This window comes from Nocardia alni, from assembly GCF_019038435.1.
Lineage (GTDB): Bacteria > Actinomycetota > Actinomycetes > Mycobacteriales > Mycobacteriaceae > Nocardia > Nocardia alni.
This window is the reverse complement of sequence record NZ_JAGPOX010000041.1, coordinates 14,504-41,026: the sequence shown is the minus strand read 5'-3', so window position 1 is coordinate 41,026 and position 26,523 is coordinate 14,504. Positions and strand designations below refer to the sequence as shown.

Genomic DNA, 26,523 nt, shown 5'->3' with positions numbered 1-26,523 from the left:
CCTGCCAAGCAGTCGGTCCGAGTCTGCCCGAGTCGGCCGGAGGGGGCCTGACGATCCGCGTGGCCGATCAACTATTACGCTCCGTACTACTACTCTGCATCGTGGAGTGAGCTCGGTCGACATGGAGGGACAACCCGTGACTGCCCTGAAAGCCACTACAGCGTCCAACGCGCCACGCCTTGTCGTGCGGCGCGGCGCTGTCGCAGTTGCCGCCCTCGCCGCAGGCGCGGCGCTCGTGCTGTCCGGCTGCAGCTCGGGCCAGCAGGCACAGACCGCGCGCGAGGTCTCCGCGGTCAACGGCAACACCGCCGATGTGGGCCAGGTCGCCCTGCGTGACGTGCGATTCCTGCTGCCGCAGTCCGCGGATTACAGCAACACCAAGGGCGGTAAGGCGCTGCTGGCGTTCACCGCGGCCAACGACAACGCAGGCCAGCCCGACCAGCTCAGCAGCATCACCACCGACCTGGGCACCGTGAAGATCACCCCGTCCGCCGTCACGATCGACGCCAGCGGGGCGGTCGTGGCCGCCGGCCCGGACGCGATGCACATGAACGCCCCGACCAGCAGCGCCGCCCCGACCAGCAGCGCGACCCCGACCAGTGGTGCGGCCGCGGCGAGCACCACCTCGGCCGCGCCGTCCTCCAGCGTGGCGCCGGCCGCGGCGCAGCCCACCACGGCCACCGGCGCCAAGGAGATCCTGGTCGAGGTCGACAACCTGACCCAGGACCTGACCCCCGGTCTGACCTACCCGGTCACCTTCAACTTCAAGGAGGCGGGGACCGTCCTGGTCAACGTCCCGATCGACGCGAGCGGCTCCGCACACAAGGCGGGCTGAGATTTCTCGTCAATAGGGGTGAACGAACACTGTGACACGGCCTCCGGCCGGGCGGGGGAAGCGGAATCTGTCGGAGTCGATCCCTAGGCTGCGCACGTGGCCAAGGTGAAATCTCTCTATCGTTGTTCCGCGTGCTCGCACGAGGTGGCCAAATGGGTCGGCCGTTGTCCCGGGTGTGGCGAGTGGGGATCCATCGATGAGACGGCGACCGCACCCTCGGGCGTGTCGTCGGCCGGGCGGCGCGCGCTGCTGCCCTCGACGGCCGCCGCGCCGATCTCCGCGATCGACTCTCAGGTCAGCCGGGCCCGGTCTACGGGCGTGAGCGAACTGGACCGGGTGCTGGGGGGCGGAGTCGTGCCCGGTTCGGTGGTGCTGCTGTCCGGTGAGCCGGGCGTTGGCAAGTCCACCCTGCTGCTCGAGGTCGCGCACCGCTGGGCGCGACAGCGCGAGGAGCGGGCGCTGTACGTGACGGCCGAGGAGTCGGCCGGTCAGGTGCGGCTGCGCGCCGACCGCACGGGCGCGGTGCACGAGCGGGTCTATCTGGCCGCGGAATCGGATCTGGCCACCATCCTCGGGCATGTCGAGCAGGTGCGGCCCTCGCTGCTGGTGGTCGACTCGGTGCAGACCATGCTCACCGCCGACGCCGAGGGCGTGATCGGCGGGGTGACCCAGGTCCGCGCGGTGACCGCGGCGCTGACCTCGCTGGCCAAGACCAGCGGTATCGCGGTGCTGCTGGTCGGGCATGTCACCAAGGATGGCAACGTGGCCGGTCCGCGCACCCTGGAACATCTGGTCGACGTGGTGTTGCAGTTCGAGGGCGACAAGCACTCCACGCTGCGCATGGTGCGCGGGTTGAAGAACCGCTTCGGCAGCGCCGATGAGGTGGGTTGCTTCGAACTGCACGACGACGGCATCGCCTGTGTGCCCGATCCGTCCGGACTGTTCCTGCATCACCGCGCCGATCCGGTGCCCGGCACCGCGATCACCGTGGCGATGGACGGTAAACGGCCGCTGCTGGGCGAGGTGCAGGGGCTGACGGTCGGCACCTCGATGCCCGCACCCCGGCGAGCGGTGAGCGGGCTGGACTACAACCGGGTCTCGATGGTGCTGGCGGTGTTGCAGAGCCGGTGCTCGATTTCCCTGGGCAAGCACGACGTCTACGCGGCCACGGTCGGTGGCATGCGGCTGACCGAACCCGCCGCCGATCTCGCGGTGGCCCTGGCCATCACGAGCGCCGTATGGGACACTGCGCTGCGCGGCGGCATGGTGATCCTCGGGGAGGTCGGCCTGGCCGGCGAGGTGCGGCGGGTCACGGGGCTGGGGCGCCGCCTCGCCGAGGCCGAGCGGCTGGGGTTCACCGAGGCGCTGGTGCCGCCCGGTGTCGATCGTGCCGGGCTCACCATGCGGGTGCGCGAGGTGGACAGCGTCCGCGCGGCGGTTGCGCTGAGCGGTCTGACAAAGGGCAAGGGTAAACGCGCGGAGGCGGACGGATGAATCCGGGACGTTGGATGGGCAGCCTGCTCGGTAGATCTGCGATCGGCGCCTTGAAGTCGTATTCCCTCGAGGCACAGACCCTCCGATCGCCCCGGGGGGTCCCGGCGCAGGCGAGTGCGGCCATGCGCGAGGTGGTTTCGCGGATGGTGCCGGGCACGCAGTTGCGCGACGGCATCGACCGGATACTGCTGGCCCGCAGCGGTGCCCTGATCGTGCTCGGCCACGACGAGGCCATCGAGCGGATCTGCGACGGCGGCTTCGAGCTGGATGTCGAATTCTCCCCGACCCGTTTGCGGGAGCTGTCGAAAATGGATGGCGCCGTGATCCTTTCGACCGACGGCGAGCGTATCCGCCGGGCCAATGTGCATCTGGTCCCCGATTCCGCGCTGCCCACGGTGGAATCGGGCACCCGGCACAAGGCTGCCGAGCGTACCGCCGTACAGACCGGGCATCCGGTCGTGTCGGTGAGCAGTTCGACCGGGATCGTGACGGTCTACCTCCAGGGCTACCGGCATGTGATCCAGCCCTCCCAGGCAATCCTGTCTCGAGCCAACCAGGCGATGGGGACCCTCGAGCGCTACCGTTCGCGGCTGGACGAGGCCACCCGCCAGCTGTCCATCGTCGAGCTGGAGGACTTCGCGACCCTGCGCGATGTACTGTCCGTCGCACACTGCCTGGAGCTGGTCCGCCGCGTCTCGCGCGAAATCGATTCCGACGTAGTAGAACTCGGTGTCGACGGGCGCCAGCTGGCATTGCAGCTCGCGGAGCTGGTCGGCGAGACCGAAGTACTGCGACGCCTGATAGTGCGGGACTACCTACAGGACCACCCGATCGACCGCGCGCATATCGACGCCGCACTCGCGGAACTGGACGAACTGCTGGAGGTAGACCTGCTGGAGTTGGCGAACCTCGGCCCAGCACTGGGCTTTTCGGACGCCCTGGAAGCACTGGACACAGCGGTCTACCCCCGCGGCTACCGCCTGCTGGCCGAGATCCCCCGCGTCCCCATGCGCTGCGTGGAATCGGTTGTCGCGGCGTTCGGTTCGCTGTCGACCCTCCTGTCGGCCACAGCGGAGGAACTGGCAACCCTGGACGGCGTCGATCCACAGCTGGCACGACAAATCCGCGAGGGCCTGTCGCGCTTGGTCGAATCGGGCGGAGTCTAGGGCGAGGCGGACGAGCTAGGCGATGTTGAAGGTTTCCGGGGTGCTGCGGACCGAACCGAACTGTGCCGAGACGGTGTACGCGCCCGGCGGAACCGGAACCCGCTCGCCCGCACAGCCGGGCTGCGAGGTGGTCCCCGACCAGGTCAGGGTGAATGCCGCCTGCTGGCCGCCGTTGAGGTTGCGCACGTCGGCCTGGCCGCCCTGATCGCAGTCGGTGCTCGTCCACAGCCGGCGCTGCCCGTCGAGGGACTGCACCGACACCTGTTGTAGCCCCGAGCCCATGTCCCGGGAGCAGGCGGTGGTCGAGATATTGGTGATGACGATGCCGAATACCGGCTGCTCGCCGGTCTTGTACGTCGGCTTGCCGACGGTCACCTTGATGGCCAGCGACTGGTCCGGGCACGGGGCGGGCGCGCCGGAGGCGGCGGCGTTCACCGAATTCGCGGGCACGGGCGTACCCGACGTGGCTGCGGCGGAGGTGGTCGCGCTGGTCCCGGACTTGCTCGCCGCGGCCGACGTCGAGGTGGAGGCCGCCGTGGAGCTGGACTTACCGCTGCCGTGCAGCAGTTCGAAGGCCAGCCAGACCACCAGCACGAGTGCGATCACGATCGCGCCGATGGCCAGGGCGCGGCGACGCCAGTAGATCTCCGGTGGTAGTGGTCCGTTCGGTTCCAACACCCCACCAAGGTAAAGCTAGTGCACCGGTTTCGGCGTCGCAGCACTCCGGCGTGTTCGCCGGGTCGTCCCGGCGAAAGCCTAGGCCGTCTCGCCGATGTTGCCGATCGAGCGGTGCAGTTGGGCGCGTCCGTCGGCGAGTTTGTAGGTGACGCAGGCGATGGCGCATTCGCCGGTGGCCACGCGCTGCGAGATGGTCATCGAGCGTTGCATGAGCAGTTTGCTGGTCTCCACCACGTGGCGTGCCTCGAGCTCATCGATGCCGGTCAGGCCCTCGCGGCGGCCGAGCAGGATGGAGGGGGTGACCCGCTCGACCAGGCTGCGGATGAAGCCGCCGGGGACGTCGCCGCCGTCCAGGGCGTTGATGGTCGCGGCCACCGCACCACAGCTGTCGTGACCGAGGACCACGATCAGCGGCACGTTCAGGATGTCCACGCCGTACTCGATCGAGCCGAGCACCGAGGCATCGAGCACGTGGCCGGCGGTGCGGACCACGAACATATCGCCCAGGCCTTGGTCGAAGATGATCTCGGCGGCTACCCGGGAGTCACCGCAACCGAACAGAATCGCGGTCGGCTGCTGGCCGCTGACGAGCTTCGCCCGGTCTGCCGCGCTCTGACCGGGGTGCTGCAGGCTACCGCTGACGAACCGGTCGTTGCCCTCGCGGAGGGCCTTCCAGGCGCTGATCGGGTTGGTATGAGGCATGTGTCCCATTTTCCATAGAGCGGGGGCTACCGGCCAGTTCGTGAAGTTACGAGCTAGCTACCTTTCGGTCACCGATGTTCCGAGTGGACGAGGAGGTACGGCCGGGGCGGTCTGGTCGAATATAGGCGGCGACGGTCACCGGTTACGGTGTTCGGTCGGGAAAATTGGTGGTGCAGATCATACGAATGGTGGGTGCGTGAGTATCGATTCGGACGTGCTGATCGACTGGTACGACGAGACGGCGCGGGATCTGCCTTGGCGGCGGCCTGGTATTTCGGCGTGGCAGATTCTGATCAGCGAGATCATGTTGCAGCAGACACCGGTGGTGCGGGTGGAACCGGTGTGGCGGGAGTGGATCCAGCGCTGGCCGGTGCCCTCGGCGATGGCGGCCGAGGCGCCGGGTGAGGTGGTGCGGGCCTGGGGCAAGCTCGGCTACCCGCGGCGGGCGCTGCGGCTGCACGAATGCGCGCGGGTGCTGGCCGCCGAGCACGGCGACGAGGTGCCCGGCGATGTCGAGGTGCTGCTCGGGCTGCCGGGTATCGGCGCGTATACCGCACGGGCCGTGGCGTGTTTCGCGTACGGACAGCGAGTTCCCGTGGTGGATACCAACGTTCGCCGTGTGGTCGCGCGTGCGGTGCACGGCCGGGCGGAGGCGGGCAATCCGGCCGCGCGCGATCTGGCCGAGACCGAGGCGTTGTTGCCCGCCCGGATCGACCGCGCCGCGGTATTTTCCGCGGCCCTGATGGAGTTGGGCGCACTGGTATGCACCGCACGGACCCCGGACTGCGAACGCTGCCCGCTGCCGCGCTGCGCCTGGGTCGCGGCCGGACGCCCGGTCACCGAGGTGGTGCGCCGCACCCAGAAGTACGACGGCACCGACCGCCAGGCCCGCGGCCGCCTGCTGGACGTCCTGCGCGCGGCCACCGGCCCCGTCGAGCGCACGGCCCTGGACCTGGCGTGGACCCGCGACCCCGGCCAGCGCGCCCGGGCCCTGGACTCCCTGCTCACCGACGGCCTCATCGAACAGACTTCCGACGGTCTGTTCGCCCTGGCCGGTGAGGGCGGGGGATAGGCGGTCAGGCTGGGATAGGTACTCGGCGCCGGGTGCGGGTGCGAGTACCTACCACCCGGCAGATCAGGTAGATCACGAAGGAGATCGTGGTCACGAAGGTCGATACCGGGACTCCGGGGGCCAGTGACAGTACGATGCCGCCGACCGCCGCGATCTCGGCGAATACGATCGACAGGACTGCCGCGCGCAGTGGGCTCGCGGTGAGTTGGGCGGCGGCCGCGGCCGGGGTGATCAGCAGGGACAGCACCAGCAGCGCGCCGACGATCTGCACCCCGAACGCGGCGGTGATGCCCAGCAGCACGGCGAAGATCACCGACAGCGCCCGCACCGGAACACCGCGCGCCACGGCCACTTCCGGATCGGTACTGGCGAAAAGCAGTGGGCGATAGACGAAGGCGAGCACCACCAGCACGCCGACCGTGCACACCGACAGCAGCGTCAGCCCGGACCCGCCGACGCTGACGACCTGCCCGGTGAGCAGCGAGAACTTCGATCCGGCGCGGGTGGGGCCCAGCCACAGGAACAGCACCGACAGGCCGAGCCCGAACGACAGCACGACCGCGATCACCGAATCACGCTCGCGCGCCCGCGATCCCAGCACACCGAACAGGATCGCCGCGACCACCGAGCCGATGATCGCCCCCGCGCCGATCCCGATCCCCGCCAGGAGCGCCGCGGCGGCTCCGGTCAGCGACAGCTCGCTCGTCCCGTGCACCGCGAACGACATCTGGCGGCTCACGATCAGCGGGCCGATCGCCCCGGCCAGCAGGCCCAGCAGTGCCGCGGCCAGCACCGCCTGCTGGACGAAGTCGTAGGACAGCAGGTCGGCGGTGGTGTGGAAGTCGAGCAGCTTGGTGAAGATGTCGGATAGTTTCTCGTTCACTGGGCCGTCTCCGCGCTCGTGCAGTCCTCGTCGCCGGCCGCCGTGTCACCGATGCCGACGACGACCAGCCGCCCGCGCACCCGCAGCACATCGACCTCGGTCTTGTACAGCTGCGAGAGCACCGCCGAGGTCATCACCTCGTCGGGCGCGCCGATCCGGAACTGCCCGTCGACCAGATAGAGCACCCTGTCCACCAGCGGCAGAACGGGATTGATCTCGTGCGTCACGAACAGCACCGCGGTGTCGTGACTGCGCCGGCGCGCGTCGATCAACTCGGCCACCCGGCGCTGATTGGCCAGGTCCAGGCTCAGCAGCGGCTCGTCGCACAGCAGTACCCGCGGATCGCCGACCAGCGCCTGGGCCACCCGCAACCGCTGCTGTTCGCCGCCGGACATCGCCTCGAGCGGCGCGTGCGCGTAATGCTGCGCGCCCACCTGCGCGACCGCGTCGGCCACCCGGCGCCGTCGCTCCCGGCGTCCGCGCCAGCCCAGCCCCCACCGATGCCCGTCGACGCCGAGCCCGACCAGGTCCACCCCGCGCAACGGCACCCCGGAGTCGATCGTCTTCTGCTGCGGCACGTAGCCGATATGCGGATTGCCCAGCCGCGCGGGGATACCCGCGACCTCCACCGTGCCCGCGCTCGGCGCGAGCTGACCCAGCAGCATCCGCAGCAACGAGGTCTTTCCGGAACCGTTGGGGCCCAGGATCGCGATGAACTCCCCGGGTGCGACCTGCAGATCCAGTCCCTGCCAGAGGGTCCGCTCTCCATAGGACAGCCGTGCCTGCGACAGCCGCACCGCGGGTGGGCGTGGGCCCACCGATCCATGGGGCTGCCGCGTCGCTACGGTATTCCGTTCGGCGGCAGCGTCTTTCGCTGCGCCGGTGGCGAATTCGGCCACCGGCGGGGAGGACTCGCCGTTGCCCTCGCGGGCGGTCGCAGAGTCGGACGTCTCGGGGGTATCCGGCTGTGGCGCAGCGGATTCGGAGGTCGTGTCGGCGGACCGGGTGGTTGTCGTCATCGATGTGCCTGCGTTCAGCTCAGGGCCGCGGCCAGGGCCTTGGCGTTGCGGATCTGCCAGGTGAGATAGTCGGCGCCCTGCGGCAGGGTTTCGGTCACGTCCACCACCGGGACGCCCGCTGCCTTCGCGGCGGCCGCCACGCTCTGCGTGGTCTTGTCCTCGGTCTGGATGTTGTAGACCAGGGCGCGAACCTTCTTCGCGCTCAACATCTCCCGCACGGTCGCCAGATCGGCGGGCGCGGGGTCGGTGCCCTGCTCGATCGCCTCCTCGAAGGAATGCGGGGTGCGGTCGTCCGCTTCGGCGGCCAGCAGCAGGTAGTGGGCGAGCGGTTCGGTCTGCAGAACCGGGGCGCCGGGATGGTTGTCGGCGATCTGATCGGTGATCGTGGTGATGTCCTTCAGCTTCGATTCGAACCGAATCGCGCGGTCGGTGTAGCCCTGTGCGTGCGCCTTGTCGATGCTGCCGAGGTCGTCGGCGATCTTGCTCGCGACGGCGTGCACGGTGTCCATGTCGTACCAGACGTGCTCGTTGTCGTCGTTCGCGACATCGGCGGGGCGCAGGGCGAAGGCGTCGATGGTGGGTTTGTCGCGCCCGGCGGCGGCCTTCGAGGCGAACTCGTCGTAGTCTCCGCCGTTGTAGATCACCAGCGAGGCGTCCTGGATGTGCGCGGCGTCGATCGGAGTGGTCTGGTACGAGTGCGGATCGTCGGTCGGGCTGGTGATGATCGAGGTGACCTGAGCGTCCGGCCCCGCGATAGCGGTCGCGACGCTGCCCCACACATCGGTGGAGGCGACGATGGTCGGCTTACCCGAGGCGGTGCTCTTCGAGCCGCCGCAGGCGCTCAGCGTGGCAGCGGCCGCGACCCCGACGACGACTAGAGCGATTCGAGCCGCACGGCTGGTGAGAGGTCTGGGCACGCGGTGTTCTCCTGGCGACTGCTGCAAACGGAAACGGTTACCATTTCGAATTTAACTCGAGCGCCCCGAATCGTCGCAATCGATCTGCCCGATTCGCCGGGTGTGCGACGTGTGAATCCGGACACCAACGCGGCAGTATAGGCGGTTGATCCGCCCGGAATGCGCACTTCGACGTGCCGCGTGCCGCGCGCTTGTGGGCAAACGATTCGGCCCGCCCAGCCGGAGCGCTGGACGGGCCGAATCGGGAAAACCGGCTGGTTTACTGCACCAGCGCGGGCACCGGCTCACTCAACAGCTGCGCACAGCGGATCAGGCCCAGATGGCTGTAGGCCTGTGGGTGATTACCGAGCGAACGCTCGGCAACCGGGTCGTACTCCTCGCTCAGCAGCCCCGTCGGCCCGGCCACGTCGACCAACTGCGCGAACAGTGCCTCCGCATCCGAACGCTTACCGATCAGCAGGTACGCCTCGACCAACCAGGCCGCGCACAGGTGGAATCCGCCCTCGCCGCCGGGCAGGCCGTCGTCGTGGTGGTACCGGTACACCGTGGATCCGCTGCGCAGCTCCGCCTCGGTGGCCACCACGGTCGCGGCGAACCGCGGATCCGACGGATCGATCAGCCCGCTCAACCCGATGTGCAGGGTCGCGGCGTCCAGATCGGCGCCATCGTAGGCGGCGGTGTAGGACTGCACGTCGTCGTTCCAGCCCTTGGCCTTGACCTCCTCGGCGATGGTGTCGCGCAGTTCGAGCCAGGCCGGATCGACGTGCCGGCCGAACCGCTCCGCCAGGCGGACCGCCCGATCGACGGTCAGCCAGCCCATCACCTTGGAGTACACGTGGTGCCGCGGATTGCCGCGGATCTCCCAGATGCCGTGGTCGGGTTCGCGCCAGCGTCGCTGCACCGCCGAGACCATCGCGGTGACCAGCTCCCAGTCCCGGTCCGGCAGCGCCTTGGCGGGATCGGTGATGCCCTTGTGCTCGCGCGCGGTGGCCAGGGCAGACAGGAGGTCCACGATCGGACCGAACACGTCCAGTTGCACCTGCATATTGGCCGCGTTGCCCACCCGGACCGGGCGCGAACCCGCGTAGCCGGGCAGCTGATCCAGGACCGCCTCGGGCCCGAGGGTCTCGCCGTAGAGGGTGTACAGCGGATGCAGGCGCTCCGGCCCGGCCAGCGTGTCCAGCACCCGGTGCACCCAGGCCAGGAACTCCTCGGCCTCGGTCAGTGAACCCACCGTCACCAGCGCGTGTGCGGTCAGCGAGGCATCGCGCAGCCAGCAGTAGCGGTAGTCCCAGTTACGCACGCCGCCGATGTCTTCCGGCAGCGAGGTGGTGGCCGCGGCCATGATGGACCCCGAGGGGGCGTGCACCAGCCCGCGCAGGGTCAGCGCGGATCGTTTCATCAGATCCGGCTTCAGCGGCGGCAATTCGAGTTGATCGGACCAGGTGCGCCAGTACCGCTCGGCCTCGGTGCGCCGGTCCGGCTCGCTGACCATCGCGGGCGCCAGGTCGGAGGTGCCGCAGCGCATTTCGAGTACCACCGGACCCCGCGACGGGTCGACGACGGCGGTGGCGAGGTGATGGATTCCGTCTTCGATGATCGTCCACTGCACCCCCGGCGAGCGCAGCACGATCGGATCGTTGGTGCCGTGCACCCGCAGTCCGGCCGGTTCGCGCACCAGCGTCACCGGCACCTGCCCGAACTCCGGTCGCGGTGCGAATGTCACAACGGCCTTGGCGTCACCGGTGATCACCCGGGTCAGATCGGTGCGCTCGGGGGGCACGTCGTGCGGCAGGTAGTCCACGACCTGCAGACTGGCCCAGCGGGTTTCGACGGTCATGGTGCCGTCGACGTAACGCTGCGACAGCGGCAGTCCGGGCCGTTCCGGCGCGACGGTGAAGTGCCCGGCCTGCGTGCCGCCGAGCAGATGCGCGAACACAGCCGCGGAATCGGGTTCGGGATGGCAGAACCAGGTGATGGTGCCGTCGGGGGTGACCAGGGATTTGGCACGGGGGCTGGCCAGCATGGTCAGCCGCTCGATTCGAGGGGCCGAGGCACCCGCCAGCCAGGTGCGGCGCTCCTCGAGCAGGAACGCCAGGGCCTTGGACACCTCCTCGGTGCTGTCCACGCGGTAGTCGGCCTGGCTGTCGCCCTCGCCGACCTTGATGCCGACGTCCGGCCCGGCCAGGCGGGCGAACGCCTTCTCGTCGGTGACGTCGTCACCGAAGAACACCGCGGCCGAGGCGCCCTCCTGATGTCGGATGATGTCCAGCGCGGCGCCCTTGTCCGTCTGGATGACCGCGAGTTCGATAACGGCTTTGCCCTCGGTCACCTGCACCCCGACCCAGCTGGCCGGGCCCTGCCGGGCCTGCTGCAACGCGCGGCGGCCGACCTCGGGGGCGGCGTTGCGCACGTGCAGGGCCACGCTGGCCGGTTTGATCTCGACCGATGCGCCGGGGTTGTCCTGGGATATTCGGGTCAGCGAGTTCTGTACCTCGCGCAGTAACTGTTTGGCGTCATTGTCGATGGCATGTACGAAGCCGACGTCGAATTCCGAACCGTGGCTACCGATCAGCTGTACCTCGACCGGGAGCCGGGACAGCGCCGCGAGATCTCGCAGTGCTCGGCCGGATATGACGGCCGCTGTGGTAGCGGTCAGACCGGCGAGGGCGCGTAACGCGCTCACCGATTCCCGATGGGGATAGGCCTTCGCCGGGTCGGCCACGATGGGCGCGAGCGTCCCGTCGTAGTCCGAGGCGACGAGTAGCCGGGGCATCCGGGCTACCGCCGCCAACGCACGGCGAAGTTCGATTGGCAGATCCTGTGCGCTCACGCATCCAACCTAGGTGATCGGAGGACATTTCCAGGGCGCGAGAAACCTTACCGGGTACGGGTAGCTCGCATGTTCGCGCAACGATACGAGACGTTTACATCCCCCTCGCCGTACGCATCCCCAATTGTGAAGGGTCCTGCCGTAGGTTGGCTGGTTTGCCACGCGGGTGAAGCAGCAAACGTTCAGAATTTTGTCTTCGCGATGTCGCGCGGCACTCAGCTGCCGGGACCCAACAGCAGATCGACGGTCAGCTCGAGGCGCTCGGCCACATCGGTGGCCGAGGCGCGGCGGGTCAGCCACGCGACCAGATTCGACAGCCATACATCGCTGATTACCCGGGCGATGGCCAGTTCACGCTCGGTGGGCTCCTCGTCGCTCAGGGCGCGGGCGAAGAAGCGGTCCATCACCCGGCCCACCCGATCGACCTCCGCCGCGGCGGACGCGTCGGCGAACATGAACGCGCGTGTCATCGCCTCGGTGAGCAGCGGGTCGCGTTGCATGGCACGGGTGACCTGGGTCAGCAGCAGATGCATGCGTTCCCTGGGACCGGGCCCGGCCAGCGGCTTGCGCCGGGATTCGAACTGCTCGAATTCGCGGGCCAGCGCCGAGACCAGCAGGTGCACCTTGGACGGGAAGTACCGGTACAGCGTGCCCACGGCAACGTCGGCGCGCTCGGCGACCGCGCGCATCTGCACCGCGTCGTAGCCGCCCTTGGACGCCAGCGCCAGCGTGGCGTCCAGGATGCGCCGGCGGCGCTCACGCTGCGCGGTCGAACTCAGTTCGTCCTCGCTGAGCGTGGAAACCGGCGCGGTACGGGTGCGATTGCCATTCTGCGCGCCCGAGTCGGCTGCCTGCTCTCGGGAGGGACTGGCCATCGGTGAAGGTCCTTTCGTGCATAACGCCTCGAGGGTCAACCCATCGGCCGGCGCTTGACTTCCGCCCGATCAGGATATTAGAACATGTTCTAGGTGTGGGAGTCACGCCGGAAAGGCGGTATGGACTGTGACCATCGCCACCACTGACGAGCATAAAGCCGTCCAGGAGTCGATGCGCGGATGGGCCGCGACGGTCAGCCCGATTGCAACAATGCGCACCGGAACGGCAGATCACTGGCGTGCCTACTGGCCGAGTCTGGTGGGACTCGGCGTATTTCGTGTGGCGGTCGGCGAGGGTGACGCCGCCGCGGACGGGTCGGTCGGCGATCTGGCCGTGTTGATCGAGCAACTCGCGCACGATCTGGTCGGCGGGCCCGTGCTGACGACCGCTCTGGCCGGATTGGTCACCGCCGGGTCCTTGGCCGAGGATACACCGTGTGGTGTCGCACTGGAATCGCCGGTTTCACTGCGGGACAACGACTCCGGCGATTTCGAACTGACCGGGGAGTGGGGCGCCGTGCTCGGCGCGGCCCCGGGCACGGCGGTGCTGCTGCCGGTGCTGCGCGCCGACCGCGAGGCGTGGGCCCTGGTCCGGCCGGATACCGCCGGGCTGCAGGTCGAGGCGCTCGAGCCGCTGGATCGCAGCACGCCGCTGGCACACGTCGAATGCGCCGGTGTGCGGCTGTCGGCCGGTGACATCTTCGAACCTCCCTACGCGGTCCGCGATCTGACCGCCGCGCTGGTCGCGGCCGAGCTCGCCGGGATTGCCGGATGGTGTCTGCGAACCGCGACCGAATATGCCAAGGTCCGTGAGCAATTCGGCCGCAAGATCGGCGAATTCCAAGCGGTGAAACACATTTGCGCATGGATGCTGTGCCGGGCCGAACTGATCCGCGCGGTCGCCGCGGATGTCGCCGGGGCAGTGGACCAGCGCAGCTCCGAGCTCCCGCTGGCCGCCGCCATCGCGATGACGATCTCGCTGGACGCGGCCGTCGAGACGGCCAAAGATTGCATCCAGGTGCTCGGCGGAATCGGCTTCACCTGGGAGCACGACGCGCACTTCTACCTGCGCCGCGCGGTCGCGCTGCGGCAGCTGCTGGGCGGTTCGGCCCCGTGGCGGGCCCGGGTGACCTCGCTGGTGCGCGCGGGCGCGCGCCGCACCGTCGGGCTGGATCTGGGCTTCGGTGACACCGCGGGCGACGACGCCGCGGCGTGGGAGGCCATGGGCCTGGACGCCGCCGCGGCGACCGAGCTGGGCGCGGATCTGGCTCGCATCGCCGCACTTCCGGCCGATCGGCAGCGAGATGCCCTGGTGGACACCGGATTGCTGGCCCCGCACTGGCCGGCCCCGTACGGCCGCGGCGCGGGCCCGATTCTGCGCACGCTGATCGACGAACAGGTGCGCGACGCGGGAATCACCGTGCCGGACATCCAGATCGGTAACTGGGCGGTGCCCACGCTGTTGCAGCACGGCAGCGACGAACAGATCGAACGGTTCGTGCCGCCGACGTTGCGCGGCGAGGTGGTCTGGTGCCAGCTGTTCAGTGAGCCGGAGGCCGGATCGGATCTGGCGGCGCTGCGCACCACCGCGACGCGTGTCGAGGGCGGCTGGCGGCTGCGTGGGCAGAAGGTGTGGACCTCGCTGACCGATGTCGCCAACTGGGCCATCTGCCTGGCCCGCACCGATGCGAACGTGCCCAAGCACAAGGGCATCAGCTACTTCCTGGTGGACATGAGCAGTCCGGGTCTCGAGGTACGGCCGCTGGTGCAGATCACCGGCGAGGCCCGCTTCTCCGAGGTATTCCTGGACGAGGTTTTCGTCCCCGACGACTGCCTCGTCGGTGAACTGGGCGGTGGATGGAAAATCGCGCGATCCACATTGTCCTCCGAGCGGGTGGCAATGGGCGGCAGTGGAATCGGGCAGGAACTGGAGTCGCTCATCGATGCGGCGCCGGTTTCCGGACCGGGTGCGGAACTGATCGCCGACCGGATCGGGGAATTGGTCTCCGACGCGGTCGCCGGTCTATTACTCGAAACTCGTGCCGCGCAGCGAATGCTCGCGGGCGGTGATCCCGGACCGCAAAGCAGCGTACGGAAACTGGTCGGCGTCCGGCATCGCCAGGCGGTTGCCGAATTCGCGGTGGAAATCGCTGGTGTGGCGGGTGCACGAGAAACGGAAGTGGTGAAAGAATTCCTGCTGACACGCTGTTTGTCGATCGCGGGGGGCACCGAGCAGATCCTTTTGACCCTGGCCGGCGAACGGATTCTCGGACTCCCGCGCGAAGCGCACGCTTAGGTCCTCATATGAACCGGGAGCATTGAAATTGGACTTCGACAGGGACGAGAGCCAAGACGCTGTCGCCGAGGTTGTAGTAAGTTTGCTGGAACGAAACAGCGCGCGGGATATCGAGTTGTGGCCCAGCATCGTGGAGAGCGGTCTACTCGGCGTGGCGCTACCCGAGGGCTTCGGCGGGGACGGTATGGGCCTGCTCGAGGTGTCGGCCATGCTGACCGAGCTGGCCACCGACGCTGTGCAGACGCCCGCGCTGGTGACGCTGGGCTTCGGCGCGTTGCCGCTCATCGGGCGAATTCCGGATGAGCTGGCGGAGCGGATATTCCCCGCGGTCGCCGAGGGGGCGGTACTCACCGCCGCATTGCACGAGCCGGGCGCGCCGTTCACGGTGAAGCCGGAGACCACCGCCGTGGTCGACGGTGATTCCGTGCGGATCACCGGGCACAAGATTGGTGTGCCGTATGCCGATCGGGCCCGGTGGATTCTGGTGCCGACCGATTCCGGAATCGCGGTCGTGGACGGTGATGCCCCGGGCATCACCCGCCTGGCGAGCCCGAGTTCGGACGGAACACCGGAATTCTCCGTGCATTTCGATGGGGTCGCCATTCCCGCCGCGCAACTGCTGGCGGGCGGTATCACCGAATTGCACCGGCTGGCACTGGCATCGATCGGTTCGGTCGCGGACGGTCTGCTCAAGGGTGTGTTGGCGCTGACCGCCGAACATGTGCGCACGCGGCATCAATTCGGGCGGCCGCTGGCCGAATTCCAGGCGGTGGCACAGCAGATCGCCGATGTGTACGTGGTGTCCCGCACCCTGCACGCGGCCGCGGCGTCGGCCAACTGGGCGCTGGCCCAGCCGGACCCCGGGCCCGAACACCGCGAGCGCACCGATGACGATCTGGACGTACTGGCCTATGCCGTCGCCTCGGATCTGCCCGCCGCCATGCAGAAATGCCATCACCTGCACGGCGGAATCGGCGTGGACATGACCCATCCACTACATCGCTACTACTCACAGGCCAAGGACATCGCCCGCTGGCTCGGCGGCGCGTCGTTCCGGCTGGATCGTTTGGGAGCCAGATGTTCATCGACCTGACCGTCGAGCAGCGCACGCTGCGCGACGAACTTCGTTCGTATTTCGCCGATCTCGTCACTCCCGAGGAGGAGGCCGAGATGGCGGTCAACCGGCACGGCGACGCCTACCGCGCGGTGGTGCGGCGTATGGGCCGGGACGGCCGGCTCGGTGTCGGATGGCCGAAAGAGTACGGCGGCCAGGGATTCGGCCCGCTCGAACAGCAGATCTTCTACAACGAGGCGGTACGCGCCGACGTCCCGCTGCCGCTGGTGACGTTGATGACGGTCGGGCCGACCCTCCAGGACTTCGGCACCGAGGAGCAGAAGAAACAGTTCCTGCCCGGAATCCTTTCCGGTGACATCCATTTCGCGATCGGCTACTCCGAGCCGGAGGCCGGAACCGATCTCGCGGCGCTGCGCACCAGCGCGGTGCGCGACGCGAACGGTGACTGGATCGTGAACGGGCAGAAGATCTTCACCACCGGCGCGCACGAGGCCGATTACATCTGGCTCGCCTGCCGCACGGGCACGACCGAATCGCGGCATCGCGGCATCACGATCCTGATCGTCGATACCAAAGATCCGGGATTCTCCTGGACGCCGATCATCACCTCCGACGGCGCGCACCACACCAACGCGACGTACTTCGACAACGTCCGAGTGCCCGCGAATATGCTTGTGGGCGAGGAGAACAGAGGCTGGAAGCTGATCACCACCCAGCTCAATCACGAGCGGGTGAGCCTGGGTCCCTCGGGCAAGATCGAACAGCTCTACCACCGGGCACACGGCTGGGCGCAGCGCCAGGGGGTGCTGGGCGAGGCCGACGTGCGCCGCTCGCTGGGCCGCGTGCACGCCATGGTCAGGCTCAACGAACTGCTGAACTGGCAGGTTGCCGCCAAGGCCGATCACGCCGCGGCGGATCCGATGGATGTGATCGCCGATGCGTCCGCGACCAAGGTCTTCTCGACCGAATCACTGCAGGAGGCGGGCCGTCTGGTCGAGGAGATCGTGGGTCGCCATGGCGACCCCGCCGATCCGTCCACGGCCGAACTGCTGACCTGGCTGGACCGGCGGACCAAGCAGAACCTGGTGGTGACCTTCGGTGGCGGGGTCAACGAGGTGATGCGCGAGCTCATCGCCACCGCCGGACTGAAGTTGCCGCGGGTACCGAGATAGGAGTGTCGTGCCGGAAACCATGACAGCACAAGAGATCATCGCCGCCGGTGACCGGGTCATGCAGGCGGGCGAGTGCGCGCCGCGGCTGGGTCGCGATCCGGTGAACCAGCCGATGATCAACAACTGGGTCGAGGCCCTGGGCGACGCCAACCCGATCTACGTCGACGAGGATGCCGCCCGCGCCGCGGGCCATCCGGGCATCGTCGCGCCGCCGGCGATGGCGCAGGTGTGGACCATGCCCGGACTGCACGGGGCCAGGCCCTCGGACGATCCGATGAACGCGATCAACGATCTGCTCGACGCCGCCGGATACACCTCGGTCGTCGCCACCAACTGTGAGCAGACCTATCACCGGTATCTGCGGCTCGGCGAACGGCCGTACGCACGGACCCGGCTGAAGGATCTGGTAGGGCCCAAGCGAACCGCGTTGGGGGAGGGCTGGTTCGCCACCTATCTGCTGACCTGGTATGTCGATGGCGAGCCCGTCACCGAGATGTCCTTCCGGATGCTGAAATTCGTGCCGGGCACCGGTAAACCGGCCGCGCCGCAGGACGATCTGAGCAAGCGGGTGCGGCCGATCGCCTCCCGGGACACCGAATTCTTCTGGGAGGGCGCCAAGCTCGGCGAGCTGCGCATCCAGCGCACGCCGGACGGGACGCTGCGGCACCCACCGGTTCCCGCACTGTGGCAGGACAAGACGCAGGCCCCGGACTATGTGGTCGCCTCGGGGCGGGGCACGGTGTTCAGCTATGTGGTGCACCACGCGCCGAAGGTGCCCGGGCGGACGGTGCCGTTCGTGGTGGCGCTGGTGGAACTCGCGGAGGGCGTGCGCATGCTCGGTGAGCTGCGTGGCGTCGAACCCGATCAGGTCCGGATGGATATGCCGGTCGAGGTCGGTTTCGAGAAGCTCGACGAGGACAACACGCTGCCGTACTGGAAGGCCGTCAAATGACAACGACAAGCCACCGGACGTTGCGGCCGTCGCAGGTCGCTGTCGGAAACACCCTGCCCGAGTTGGTCGTTCACGCCGATCCGACCTTCGTGGTCAGTTCCGCCCTGGCCACCAGGGATTTCCAGGATGTGCACCACGACCGCGACAAGGCGGTGCAGCGGGGTTCCAAGGACATCTTCGTCAACATCCTCACCGACACCGGCCTGGTACAGCGGTTCGTCACCGACTGGGCGGGCCCGGCGACGATCGTGAAATCCCTCGCGCTGCGCCTGGGCGTGCCGCTGTACGCGGGCGACACGCTGACCCTCAGCGGCACCGTCACCGCCGTCGAGGGCGCGCTCGTCCACATCGATGTGGTCGGCAAGGACAGCCTGGGCGACCACATCACCGCCAAGGCGGTCATCGAATTGCAGGAGCTTGCGTGAGTACAGGGCTCAGCGGTAAGGCCGCCATCGTCGGAATCGGCGCCACCGACTTCTCCAAGGACTCCGGCCGCAGCGAATTGCGTTTGGCCGCCGAGGCTGTCGACGCTGCGCTGAAGGACGCCGGGTTGCGGCCCACGGACGTGGACGGCCTGACGACCTTCACCATGGATACCAATACGCAGGCCGCCGTGGCCCGTGCGGTCGGCATTCCGCAGCTGAAGTTCTTCAGCCACATCGGATATGGCGGTGGCGCGGCCTGCGCCACCGTGCAGCAGGCGGCGATGGCGGTGGCCACCGGAATCGCCGACGTGGTCGTCGCGTACCGGGCCTTCAACGAGCGCTCCGGGCATCGGTTCGGGCAGTTCTCCACCCAGCTGGCGGCCGCCCCGACCTCCTCGGGCGTGGACGCGGCCTGGTCTTATCCCCAGGGCCTGGGTACTCCTGCCGCGCAGGTGGCGATGGTCGCCCGGCGGTATATGCACGTCTACGGCGCGGCCAGCGCCGATTTCGGTCGCGTCGCGGTGGCCGACCGCAAGCATGCGGCGGTGAACCCGGCCGCGCACTTCTACGGTAAGCCGATCACGCTGGAGGAACACCAGAATTCGCGCTGGATCGCCGAACCGCTGCATCTGCTGGACTGCTGCCAGGAGACAGACGGCGGCGTGGCGATCGTGGTCACGAGTGTCGAACGGGCGCGTGACCTTCCACAGAAGCCCGCCGTGATCGCCGCCGCCGCACAGGGTTCCGGCGCCGACCAATACGTCATGACCAGCTACTACCGCGACGCCATGAGCGGGCTACCGGAAATGGGCCTGGTCGGCGATCAGCTCTGGGCGCAGAGCGGTTTGCGCCCCGAGGACATGCAGGCCGCGATCCTGTACGACCACTTCACCCCGTTCGTGCTGATGCAGCTCGAGGAACTCGGTTTCTGCGGCCGCGGCGAGGCCAAGGACTTCATCGCCGACGGCGCCATCGAGGTGGGCGGCCGGCTACCGCTGAACACCCACGGCGGCCAGCTCGGTGAGGCGTACATTCACGGGATGAACGGCATCGCCGAGGGCGTGCGCCAGATTCGCGGCGCCTCCGTGAATCCTGTTGCGGGGCTGGAGAACATCGTCGTCACCGCCGGTACCGGCGTGCCGACCTCGGGTTTGGTGCTCAGCACCAACTGATCCGACAACCCCGTGAGCGGTGCTTCGCTCACGGGGCTATCGATCAATTGGGGGGAGCCAAGCAGACCACGATCTGCTGGGGCTGGGTGTAGCTGCGGTATTTCGTGGTGTCCTGGCTGCACCCGGCGTCGTCTGTCGTCCCGGTGAGCACGCCGGTCACCCGGAAGCTCTCACCGGGGCTGCCGCACGGCACCTTGACGGAGTTGCTGTCGTTCTGCTGGACACAGTCGCCCTGTTGGACGTTCATTTCCAGGCACAGCTGGTAGGCGTCCGACCCGAGCTGCGTCACGGTGGTGTATTCGCCCTGCGGGCATTGGCCGGCTGGGCCGTCGGTCTTGAAGGCGACCTTGTAATTGGCGTCCATGGTGCCGCAGTCGGCGCTGACCCAGTGCGAATCGTCCGCCGTGCCCCAGACCTTGAGGCAATCACCTACCTGGTACTGCGTGCTGCTGCTGTCGGCTGTGGTTGTCGCGACGGCTGTGGTGGTGCTCGTCGTACCCACCGCGGACCTGGTCGGCGAACCATGCGAGTTCGACGCGATATAGGCCCAGACGCCGGCGCCGATGAGGACCAGAACGAGTGGCACCACGATCGCCACCCAGGCGAGATTCGACCGTGTGGGCGGGGGACCGGGCATGCCGAAGCCCACCGGCTGACCCATCGGAAATTGTTGCGGGGGATATGGATAGCCGGGCTGTGGGTAGCCTGGCTGGCCCTGTACGGGGTATCCGGGCTGACTCTGGTAGCCGGGTTGGCCCTGCTGTGGATAACCGGCCTGGCCCTGCTGTGGATAGGCCGTCGGGTCCTGCTGTGGATACCCGGGCTGGCTCGGCTGCGGATAGCCGGGTTGTCCCTGCGGAGGGTATCCGGGCTGACTCTGTTGTGGATAACCAGCCTGGCCCGGTGTGCCCTGGCCGGGCGCAGCGGTTCCGGGCTGTCCCTGGGGATATCCGGGCTGGTTCGGCTGGCCGCCGAACTGCACGGTCGGATCGTTGGGCTGTTCCGAAGGGAACTGGGGTTCCATGGTGATTCCTTATCGTCCCTACCCGCCAGGCGCTTCGGCGGATGACGCGGATGAGCAGGGTACCGGCCCGCGCTCGTTGCCGCGATTTCGTCGGTGCGCGGACGGAACGGCGCTTGACGACTGTTGAGTGCATTGATCCCCCGACGTTCCGCGTCGCGACCGGCGAAACGATACCGGTGCAGCACAGCTGGGGCTACCGGGATTCCGCACCAGGGTTGGCGAACCGTCGCGGTGTCATAACGACCGGCAATGGTTGCGGGTTGTGAACCAGCACAATTTCTCCGGCTTCGAACCGGTGCGGAGCCGGTAGGTGGCACGAGGTAGTGGCGCGTGTCACGAATTCCGGCCCGGACAACTGCTCGGCGTGCAACCATATGGCTGTTTCCAGCAGTACTGGATACCCGAAGTGACAAGATCCGAAAGAGGCCCATGATCCGCGTGGGAACGGCGGTACCGCGTGCGATCGTAGCGATCGCACTCGTGGTTCTGGCCGTCCTCGCACTGCGTGGGTATCTGCCGGGCGGCAGCGGACCGCGTGCGGTGTCGGCGCCCACGACGGTCAGCGTCGCGCTGATGCCGGTGCTGTCGCTGGTGTCGATCGTGATTCTGCTGGCCGGGGTGATCACCAGCCAGCATCGGCTGCCGCTCGCGCTGCCCGACGCCGGACGGCGCAGGGAGCGCCGGTCGCTCCGACTGGGCAGGATCGGGCTCATCGTGGTGGCCGTGCTGGCCGCCGTCGCCCTCGTCGCGGCGGTCGGCTGGCTGGTGCATCTCGTGCTGGGCGGATACCAGCTGCGCGCCCCGCAGAGTCCGACGACCTCCGCCACCCCGAGCCAGGCTCCGCCCTCGTCCATCCCGGCTCCCCATCCGGCGCCCGGTCAACGGAAATTGTCCGGCGGCGCGATGCTGTTGATCGGTGTGACGGCCGGGGCATTGGTCGCGGTGGCCCTGGCCGGACTCGTCGCGGTCGTGATCAACACCCGGCGGCGCCCGGTCGCACAGGACGACGAATTCCACTCCGCTGGACCGGAATCCACGGTGTCACTGGTACAGGTGGCCGAAATGGGCCTGGCCGCGATGATCGCCTCGGGCCAGGATGCGCGCACCGCCATCATCGCCTGCTACGTCGCGATGGAGCGCGGTCTGGCGGCCGCGCGGGAGGTCGCCCCGCTGATCTCCGATACCCCCTCGGAGGTGCTGGCCCGGGCGTTCGATCGCGGTGCGCTGCGCGATGCCTCCGCGCGGGAGCTCGTCACCCTGTTCGAAGAGGCGCGCTTCAGCCCGCACTCGATGCTGGAGTGGCAGCGCATGCGGGCCGAACAGCTCCTGCGGATCGCGCTGCGGGATCTTCGCGGGGAGACGCAGCGCGGCGGGCGCACGACAGAGCCGAGCGTCAGCGGGGCGCCGTCGTGAGCGACACGGCCGGTATGGCCCGCTCGGTCGCGGCCGGCGGTGTGATCGTGCTGATCCTGCTGGTCGAGGCGATCGGCTTCGACAATCAGCGCGCACTGCTTCCGGTGCTGACCGGCGTGCCGGTGCTGGCGGGGCTGGCGCTGCTGCTCCGGTCCCTGGCCGGGCGTGCAGGCGCCCCCACCAACGACGACGGTGCCGACGACGATATCGAGAACGGCCCGGCGGAGATGCTGCACCGCTGGCATGCCCGCGCGGAGATGCTCGCGCATCGCGCCGATGGCACCCGCGCGGACTGGGATCGGCATCTGCGGCCCCTGCTGGCCAAGGAATTCGAGCTGTCCAGCGGGCACCGTATCGCCAAGGATCGCCGCGCCACCGAGGCGGCGGGGGTGTTGCAGTTCGGTCCCGAGCTGTGGCGCTGGGTGGATCCGGCCAATTCGGCACTGCGCGAACAGAAGACGCGCGCGCCGGGACGTGCGGCGCTGGACGAGATACTGCGGCGGCTACAAGACATGTGACGCTTCGGGACCGATGACAATGGCAAAAGATATGACGCCGTAGGAAATATGACTGTGACGAAACCATTGGACGCGACCGTCAAGCGCACCGAATCGGTGCTGCGCGAAATATCGAGGGTCGTGGTCGGCAAGCGAGATGAATTGCAGCTGATCATGATTGCTGTGCTCTCGGGTGGACATGTCCTTATCGAAGATCTTCCGGGGCTGGGCAAGACGCTCATCGCCCGATCCTTCGCCACCGCATTGGGTTTGAATTTCACCCGGGTACAGTTCACGCCGGATTTGTTGCCCGCGGACCTGATCGGCTCGACCATCTACGATATGAATTCGGGTCGTTTCAATTTCCGCAAGGGCCCGGTATTCACGAATATGCTGCTGGCCGACGAGATCAACCGCACTCCGCCCAAGACCCAGGCCGCGCTGCTCGAGGCGATGGCCGAGGGACAGGTGAGTATTGACGGCGAAACCTTCCCGCTGCCACAGCCTTTCGTCGTGCTGGCCACCGACAACCCGATCGAGTACGAGGGCACCTACCCGCTGCCGGAGGCCCAGCTCGACCGCTTCGCCCTGCAACTGCGCCTGGGTTACCTGTCCGAACAGGACGAGACGCAGATGATTCGCCGCCGCCTCGAACGCGGCGCGATACCGCCGCAGGTGGGCCAGGTGGTGGACGCCGCGGGCCTGCTGGAGATGCGCCAGGCGGTCGAATTCGTCACCGTGCATCCCGACGTGGTCACCTATGTGGTCTCGCTGGCCGCCGCGACCCGCAGCCACCCGCAGGTGGAGGTCGGCGCCAGCCCCCGCGCGGAACTGGATCTGGTACAGATGTCGCGCGCCCGCGCCCTGCTGCTCGGCCGCGACTACGTGATCCCGGAAGACGTGAAGGCCCTCGCGGTTTCGGCGATCGCGCACCGCATCACACTTCGTCCGGAGATGTGGGTGCGCCGAATTCGTGGCGAGGACGTGATCTCCGAGTTGCTTCGCCGCCTGCCGGTTCCGCGCGGCGTCGCGACATGAGTACAGAGGCCGAATTACGCTGGCGACCAGCGCCGTTGGTGTACATGCTCGCCACGTCGGCGGCTGTCGCACTGGTCCTGGCGGTGATGCTGAGCCGGTGGCAGCTGGTCGTCTTCGCCGCGCCCATGCTCGGCGTACTCGCTACCGCACCGGCCCAGTTGGCGCGCACCAGGATTCGAGTGGACGGTGCCGGTGTGCTGCGCTGCTTCGAGTCCGAGGAGGTCGTGCTGGCCGCGACAGCGTTCGTCGAGCAGGGTCATGCGCTGCTGCGCTGCAAGCCGCAGCCGGCGCGCGGTCTGGATACGCGGGTGGAGGAGGCGGTGGATTCCGGCGCGACCCCGGCCGGATTGCGGCTCGCGCTCTCGACCGCGCGCTGGGGCCGGTATCCGGTGACGATGCGGGTCAGCGCCCTGAGCCCGGCCGGATTGGCGGTGGCGGCGGTGCACCTGCCCGCGGGCGAGGTGTACGTGTACCCGATCGCCGATCCGCAGTCGATGCGGTTGCCGCGCACCGAATTTCCCGAGCGCATCGGCACCCACCTCACTCACCGGCACGGTCCGGGCGTCGAGTACGCCGACATCCGCGTCTACTCCGCGGGTGATCAACTGCGCACGGTGAACTGGCCGGTGAGCGCGCGCCGCGGACGGCTGTTCGTCACCGAGCGGCTCACCAACCGGGCCGCGGACGTCGTTGTGCTGGTGGATACCTCACAACAGGCGCCGGGTCCGGCATCGGAATCGATCGAGCTGTCGGTGCGCGGCGCGGCGCAGGTGGCGCAGTCCGCGCTGCGGGCGGGGGATCGCACCGCGGTGGTCTGCCTGGGTGGCGGAGCGCCGCGCTATCTGCGCGCCGATATCGGGCGGCGGCAGTTCTATCGCCTCATCGACACCGTGCTAGACGCGGGGGACGAGCACATCTCCACCTCGGGCTCGCTGGCCCCGCGTCCGGCGGTGCCGCTGGGCGCGGTCGTGGTGGCGTTCTCGACGCTGCTGGACACGCAGTTCGCCCTGGCGCTGATCGACCTGCGCAAGCGCGGGCACGTCGTGGTGGTCGTGGATGTGTTGCGCGGCGCTCCGTTTCGCGATGGCCTGAATTCCACACTGGCCCGGATGTGGCAGCTGGAACGGGCGACGATGTACCGGGATATGGGCACCGTCGGCGTCGATATCGTGGCCTGGCCCGAGGGCACGCGCCTGGACCAGGTGATGCGGCTGATTCCGGACCGGCGCCGGGTCGTGCGGGTGCGGCGATGACGCGATTCCTCGCGGTCCTGTCCGGGCTGCTGCTCACGCTGGCCGTGGCGATCGAGCTGCCCTGGGCCGGGATTCCGGCGCTGGCGCTGGTGGCGGCGGGATGGCGGTATCGCCCCTGCGCCGTGGGCGCCGTTCTGGTGGCGCTGGGCGCGCTGACCTGGTCCGATACCGGTGCGCTCGCCGCGGCCGCGACCGGTCTGGTTGCCACGACCTACCTGCTCAATACCGCCACGGTGACCGCCCCCGCCGGGGTGGTGCCGACCACGGCGCCCTCGGTGGCGGGTGCGGTGTGCTTCGCCGCCGCCGCGGTCGCCGCGACCCTGGTTCCGGCGCATCTGCGGTGGGTTCCGCTGGCCGCGCCCATCCTGGTGGTCCTGCTGTACGCGGCGGTCGTCCAGGGCCTCGCGGTCCGCGCGCACGAGTAGACCGGATAGTGACCCACGCCACCATTCACCCCGCCTGCCTGCGGTGATGCTCGGCACAATCGGCGGGGTATATCTACTACACCTTGTAGTCTGACGGTATGTGGATCATTCCGGTTGTCTCCGTCATCTGCGCCGTCGCGATCGGGGGCCTGTTCTCGACCGGCTTCCCGAAGGACTGATTTCACCTCTGCGGATGCGGTAGCAGCAGCCCGAAGATGACCACCGCGATCGGTACGAAGCACAGCACGGTCAGGACGGCCTGTGGGCCGTGGTGGTCGGCGATCATGCCCAGCAGTGGGACGAACAACCCGCCCGCGCTGACCGCCAGGCCGAGGGTCACTCCGGCGGCCGTGCCCGGCCGTGTCGGCAGATAGTCCTGACCGAGCTTGACCACCACCGCGAACGGCATGTTCACCGCCATCCCCGCGAGCACCGCGGCGGCCAGGCCCAGTTCCGCGTTCGGGACCGCGCGCAGCAGCACCATCGCGGGAATCGTCGCGACGCTGCCGATGTGAATCGTGCGCAGCATGCCGAATCGGTCGGCGATGCGGCCGCCGATGAGCGTGCCCACGACCCCGCCTACCAGGAAACACGTCAGGGCGGCGCCGCCGAGTTCGCGTGAGGCGCCGAAATGCTTGATCCAGTACAGGGCGACGAAGGTGTTCACCCCGAAGAACAGGCTCGAACGAACGACCGCCAACGCTGTCAGGGTGGAGAAGGCCAGCCATCGATCGCGGCCGTCGCCGCGTGCGGCGGTGCGTGCCGTCGCCGCGTGCCGCTGCTGATAGCGCCACAGCAGGAAACCCATCACCGCGGCCGGCGGGATGAACAGCGCTGTCGCGCCGACCCCGAGCGTTACCAGTGCCGGGGTCGCCAGGGCGGGAGCGAGGAAGAAGCCCACGTTGCCGCCCGCGGCGAACAGGCTCATTCCGGTGGTGCTGTCGCCGGCGTCCCGGCGTGCGTCGCGACCCGCGGCAGGATGGAAGGCAGCGACGCCGATTCCCGAGAGCAGCAACAGAATCCACACCAGCGGATAGGTCGGGGCGAGTCCGGCCAGCCCCGCGCCGATACCGGCCGTCGTCAGGCCGGCCGGCGCCAGCCACAGCAGTGCTCGCCGATCGGCGAGCACACCCAGAATCGGTTGCGGCAGTGCGCTTCCCAACGTCGCCGCCAACGCCAGTCCGGAGGTCGCGGTGTAGCTGTAGCCGCGTTCGAGCACGAAGAACGGCACGCTCGCCGGGACGATGCCCTGATAGAAGTCGTCGACCGCGTGCGCGATCACCCAGTACCGCATGCGGGTGAACGTC

General features: G+C 68.4%; 24 protein-coding genes. 15 read left to right on the top strand and 9 right to left on the bottom strand.

The genetic code is table 11. The features are described 5' to 3' along the window. The first annotated feature begins 136 nt into the window (after nucleotides 1-136). From JZ791_RS17710 to disA, 3 genes are all read left to right on the top strand, one after another. Nucleotides 137-835, top strand: coding sequence for a copper chaperone PCu(A)C domain-containing protein (locus JZ791_RS17710; protein ID WP_308162964.1), 699 nt, complete (start codon nucleotides 137-139; stop codon nucleotides 833-835). Between the two features lie 96 nt (nucleotides 836-931). Further along, on the top strand, nucleotides 932-2,329 hold the full coding sequence (gene radA / locus JZ791_RS17705; RefSeq protein ID WP_216896227.1) for a DNA repair protein RadA: 1,398 nt from the start codon (nucleotides 932-934) through the stop codon (nucleotides 2,327-2,329). Nucleotides 2,330-2,451: 122 nt separating this feature from the next. Continuing rightward, complete coding sequence (disA, locus tag JZ791_RS17700; RefSeq protein WP_216896258.1) at nucleotides 2,452-3,495, top strand: DNA integrity scanning diadenylate cyclase DisA; 1,044 nt, start codon at nucleotides 2,452-2,454, stop codon at nucleotides 3,493-3,495. A 15-nt stretch (nucleotides 3,496-3,510) separates the two neighbouring features. Here disA and JZ791_RS17695 read toward each other — a convergent pair whose 3' ends face one another. Both JZ791_RS17695 and JZ791_RS17690 read right to left on the bottom strand, forming a co-directional pair. After that, a complete protein-coding gene (locus tag JZ791_RS17695) occupies nucleotides 3,511-4,173 on the bottom strand; it encodes a DUF4232 domain-containing protein (protein ID WP_216896225.1) in 663 nt (220 codons plus the stop codon). 78 nt (nucleotides 4,174-4,251) lie between these two features. Further along, nucleotides 4,252-4,875, bottom strand: coding sequence for a carbonic anhydrase (locus JZ791_RS17690; protein ID WP_216896223.1), 624 nt, complete (start codon nucleotides 4,873-4,875; stop codon nucleotides 4,252-4,254). Between the two features lie 196 nt (nucleotides 4,876-5,071). Here JZ791_RS17690 and JZ791_RS17685 point away from each other — a divergent pair, with 196 nt between their 5' ends. Then, nucleotides 5,072-5,947, top strand: coding sequence for an HhH-GPD family protein (locus JZ791_RS17685; protein WP_216896221.1), 876 nt, complete (start codon nucleotides 5,072-5,074; stop codon nucleotides 5,945-5,947). A gap of 4 nt (nucleotides 5,948-5,951) precedes the next feature. Here JZ791_RS17685 and JZ791_RS17680 read toward each other — a convergent pair whose 3' ends face one another. From JZ791_RS17680 to kstR, 5 genes are all read right to left on the bottom strand, one after another. Further along, the gene (locus JZ791_RS17680; protein ID WP_216896219.1) at nucleotides 5,952-6,830 is read right to left on the bottom strand and encodes a metal ABC transporter permease; all 879 of its coding nucleotides are present in this window, start codon (nucleotides 6,828-6,830) and stop codon (nucleotides 5,952-5,954) included. After that, on the bottom strand, nucleotides 6,827-7,849 hold the full coding sequence (locus tag JZ791_RS17675; RefSeq protein ID WP_254205866.1) for a metal ABC transporter ATP-binding protein: 1,023 nt from the start codon (nucleotides 7,847-7,849) through the stop codon (nucleotides 6,827-6,829). Before JZ791_RS17675 ends, JZ791_RS17680 begins: the two co-directional genes overlap by 4 nt. Nucleotides 7,850-7,863: 14 nt before the next feature. Further along, nucleotides 7,864-8,766: a metal ABC transporter solute-binding protein, Zn/Mn family gene (locus JZ791_RS17670; protein ID WP_216896217.1), complete on the bottom strand. Its 903-nt coding sequence runs from the start codon at nucleotides 8,764-8,766 to the stop codon at nucleotides 7,864-7,866. A gap of 259 nt (nucleotides 8,767-9,025) precedes the next feature. Beyond that, nucleotides 9,026-11,599 (bottom strand): trehalose-phosphatase, encoded by a 2,574-nt coding sequence (gene otsB, locus JZ791_RS17665; RefSeq protein ID WP_216896215.1) that lies wholly within the window; start codon nucleotides 11,597-11,599, stop codon nucleotides 9,026-9,028. Nucleotides 11,600-11,814: 215 nt separating this feature from the next. Continuing rightward, nucleotides 11,815-12,474 (bottom strand): cholesterol catabolism transcriptional regulator KstR, encoded by a 660-nt coding sequence (gene kstR, locus JZ791_RS17660; RefSeq protein WP_216896213.1) that lies wholly within the window; start codon nucleotides 12,472-12,474, stop codon nucleotides 11,815-11,817. Between the two features lie 211 nt (nucleotides 12,475-12,685). Between kstR and JZ791_RS17655 the strand changes: the two genes are divergently transcribed. The 6 genes from JZ791_RS17655 to JZ791_RS17630 are packed head-to-tail and all read left to right on the top strand — an operon-like array spanning nucleotide 12,686 to nucleotide 19,566. Next, nucleotides 12,686-14,770, top strand: coding sequence for an acyl-CoA dehydrogenase family protein (locus tag JZ791_RS17655; protein ID WP_438804532.1), 2,085 nt, complete (start codon nucleotides 12,686-12,688; stop codon nucleotides 14,768-14,770). A gap of 28 nt (nucleotides 14,771-14,798) precedes the next feature. Then, nucleotides 14,799-15,863: an acyl-CoA dehydrogenase family protein gene (locus JZ791_RS17650; RefSeq protein ID WP_216896210.1), complete on the top strand. Its 1,065-nt coding sequence runs from the start codon at nucleotides 14,799-14,801 to the stop codon at nucleotides 15,861-15,863. Further along, entirely contained in the window at nucleotides 15,848-17,017 is a 1,170-nt protein-coding gene (locus JZ791_RS17645) for an acyl-CoA dehydrogenase family protein (protein WP_216896208.1), read from the top strand. Before JZ791_RS17650 ends, JZ791_RS17645 begins: the two co-directional genes overlap by 16 nt. Nucleotides 17,018-17,036: 19 nt before the next feature. Then, nucleotides 17,037-17,969: a bifunctional MaoC family dehydratase N-terminal/OB-fold nucleic acid binding domain-containing protein gene (locus JZ791_RS17640; RefSeq protein ID WP_216896256.1), complete on the top strand. Its 933-nt coding sequence runs from the start codon at nucleotides 17,037-17,039 to the stop codon at nucleotides 17,967-17,969. After that, complete coding sequence (locus tag JZ791_RS17635) at nucleotides 17,966-18,394, top strand: MaoC family dehydratase (protein WP_216896205.1); 429 nt, start codon at nucleotides 17,966-17,968, stop codon at nucleotides 18,392-18,394. The genes JZ791_RS17640 and JZ791_RS17635 overlap by 4 nt, the downstream gene beginning before the upstream one ends. Beyond that, nucleotides 18,391-19,566: a lipid-transfer protein gene (locus JZ791_RS17630; protein WP_216896204.1), complete on the top strand. Its 1,176-nt coding sequence runs from the start codon at nucleotides 18,391-18,393 to the stop codon at nucleotides 19,564-19,566. The genes JZ791_RS17635 and JZ791_RS17630 overlap by 4 nt, the downstream gene beginning before the upstream one ends. Nucleotides 19,567-19,609: 43 nt before the next feature. Here JZ791_RS17630 and JZ791_RS17625 read toward each other — a convergent pair whose 3' ends face one another. Further along, nucleotides 19,610-20,590, bottom strand: a complete 981-nt coding sequence (locus JZ791_RS17625; RefSeq protein WP_216896202.1) for an LppU/SCO3897 family protein — start codon at nucleotides 20,588-20,590, stop codon at nucleotides 19,610-19,612. 429 nt (nucleotides 20,591-21,019) lie between these two features. Between JZ791_RS17625 and JZ791_RS17620 the strand changes: the two genes are divergently transcribed. Genes JZ791_RS17620 through JZ791_RS17600 form a run of 5 tightly spaced genes read left to right on the top strand, consistent with a single transcriptional unit; the run spans nucleotide 21,020 to nucleotide 25,216 of the window. Continuing rightward, nucleotides 21,020-22,003, top strand: coding sequence for a DUF4129 domain-containing protein (locus JZ791_RS17620; protein WP_216896200.1), 984 nt, complete (start codon nucleotides 21,020-21,022; stop codon nucleotides 22,001-22,003). Further along, nucleotides 22,000-22,521 carry a hypothetical protein gene (locus JZ791_RS17615; RefSeq protein WP_308162963.1) on the top strand — a complete coding sequence of 174 codons (522 nt, stop codon included), beginning with the start codon at nucleotides 22,000-22,002 and terminating at the stop codon, nucleotides 22,519-22,521. The genes JZ791_RS17620 and JZ791_RS17615 overlap by 4 nt, the downstream gene beginning before the upstream one ends. Nucleotides 22,522-22,575: 54 nt before the next feature. After that, entirely contained in the window at nucleotides 22,576-23,538 is a 963-nt protein-coding gene (locus tag JZ791_RS17610; protein ID WP_308162962.1) for an AAA family ATPase, read from the top strand. Beyond that, nucleotides 23,535-24,791: a DUF58 domain-containing protein gene (locus tag JZ791_RS17605; protein WP_216896196.1), complete on the top strand. Its 1,257-nt coding sequence runs from the start codon at nucleotides 23,535-23,537 to the stop codon at nucleotides 24,789-24,791. The genes JZ791_RS17610 and JZ791_RS17605 overlap by 4 nt, the downstream gene beginning before the upstream one ends. Then, a complete protein-coding gene (locus JZ791_RS17600; RefSeq protein WP_216896193.1) occupies nucleotides 24,788-25,216 on the top strand; it encodes a hypothetical protein in 429 nt (142 codons plus the stop codon). The genes JZ791_RS17605 and JZ791_RS17600 overlap by 4 nt, the downstream gene beginning before the upstream one ends. A gap of 181 nt (nucleotides 25,217-25,397) precedes the next feature. Here JZ791_RS17600 and JZ791_RS17595 read toward each other — a convergent pair whose 3' ends face one another. Then, nucleotides 25,398-26,510, bottom strand: a complete 1,113-nt coding sequence (locus tag JZ791_RS17595) for an MFS transporter (RefSeq protein WP_216896254.1) — start codon at nucleotides 26,508-26,510, stop codon at nucleotides 25,398-25,400. Nucleotides 26,511-26,523 lie beyond the last annotated feature (13 nt).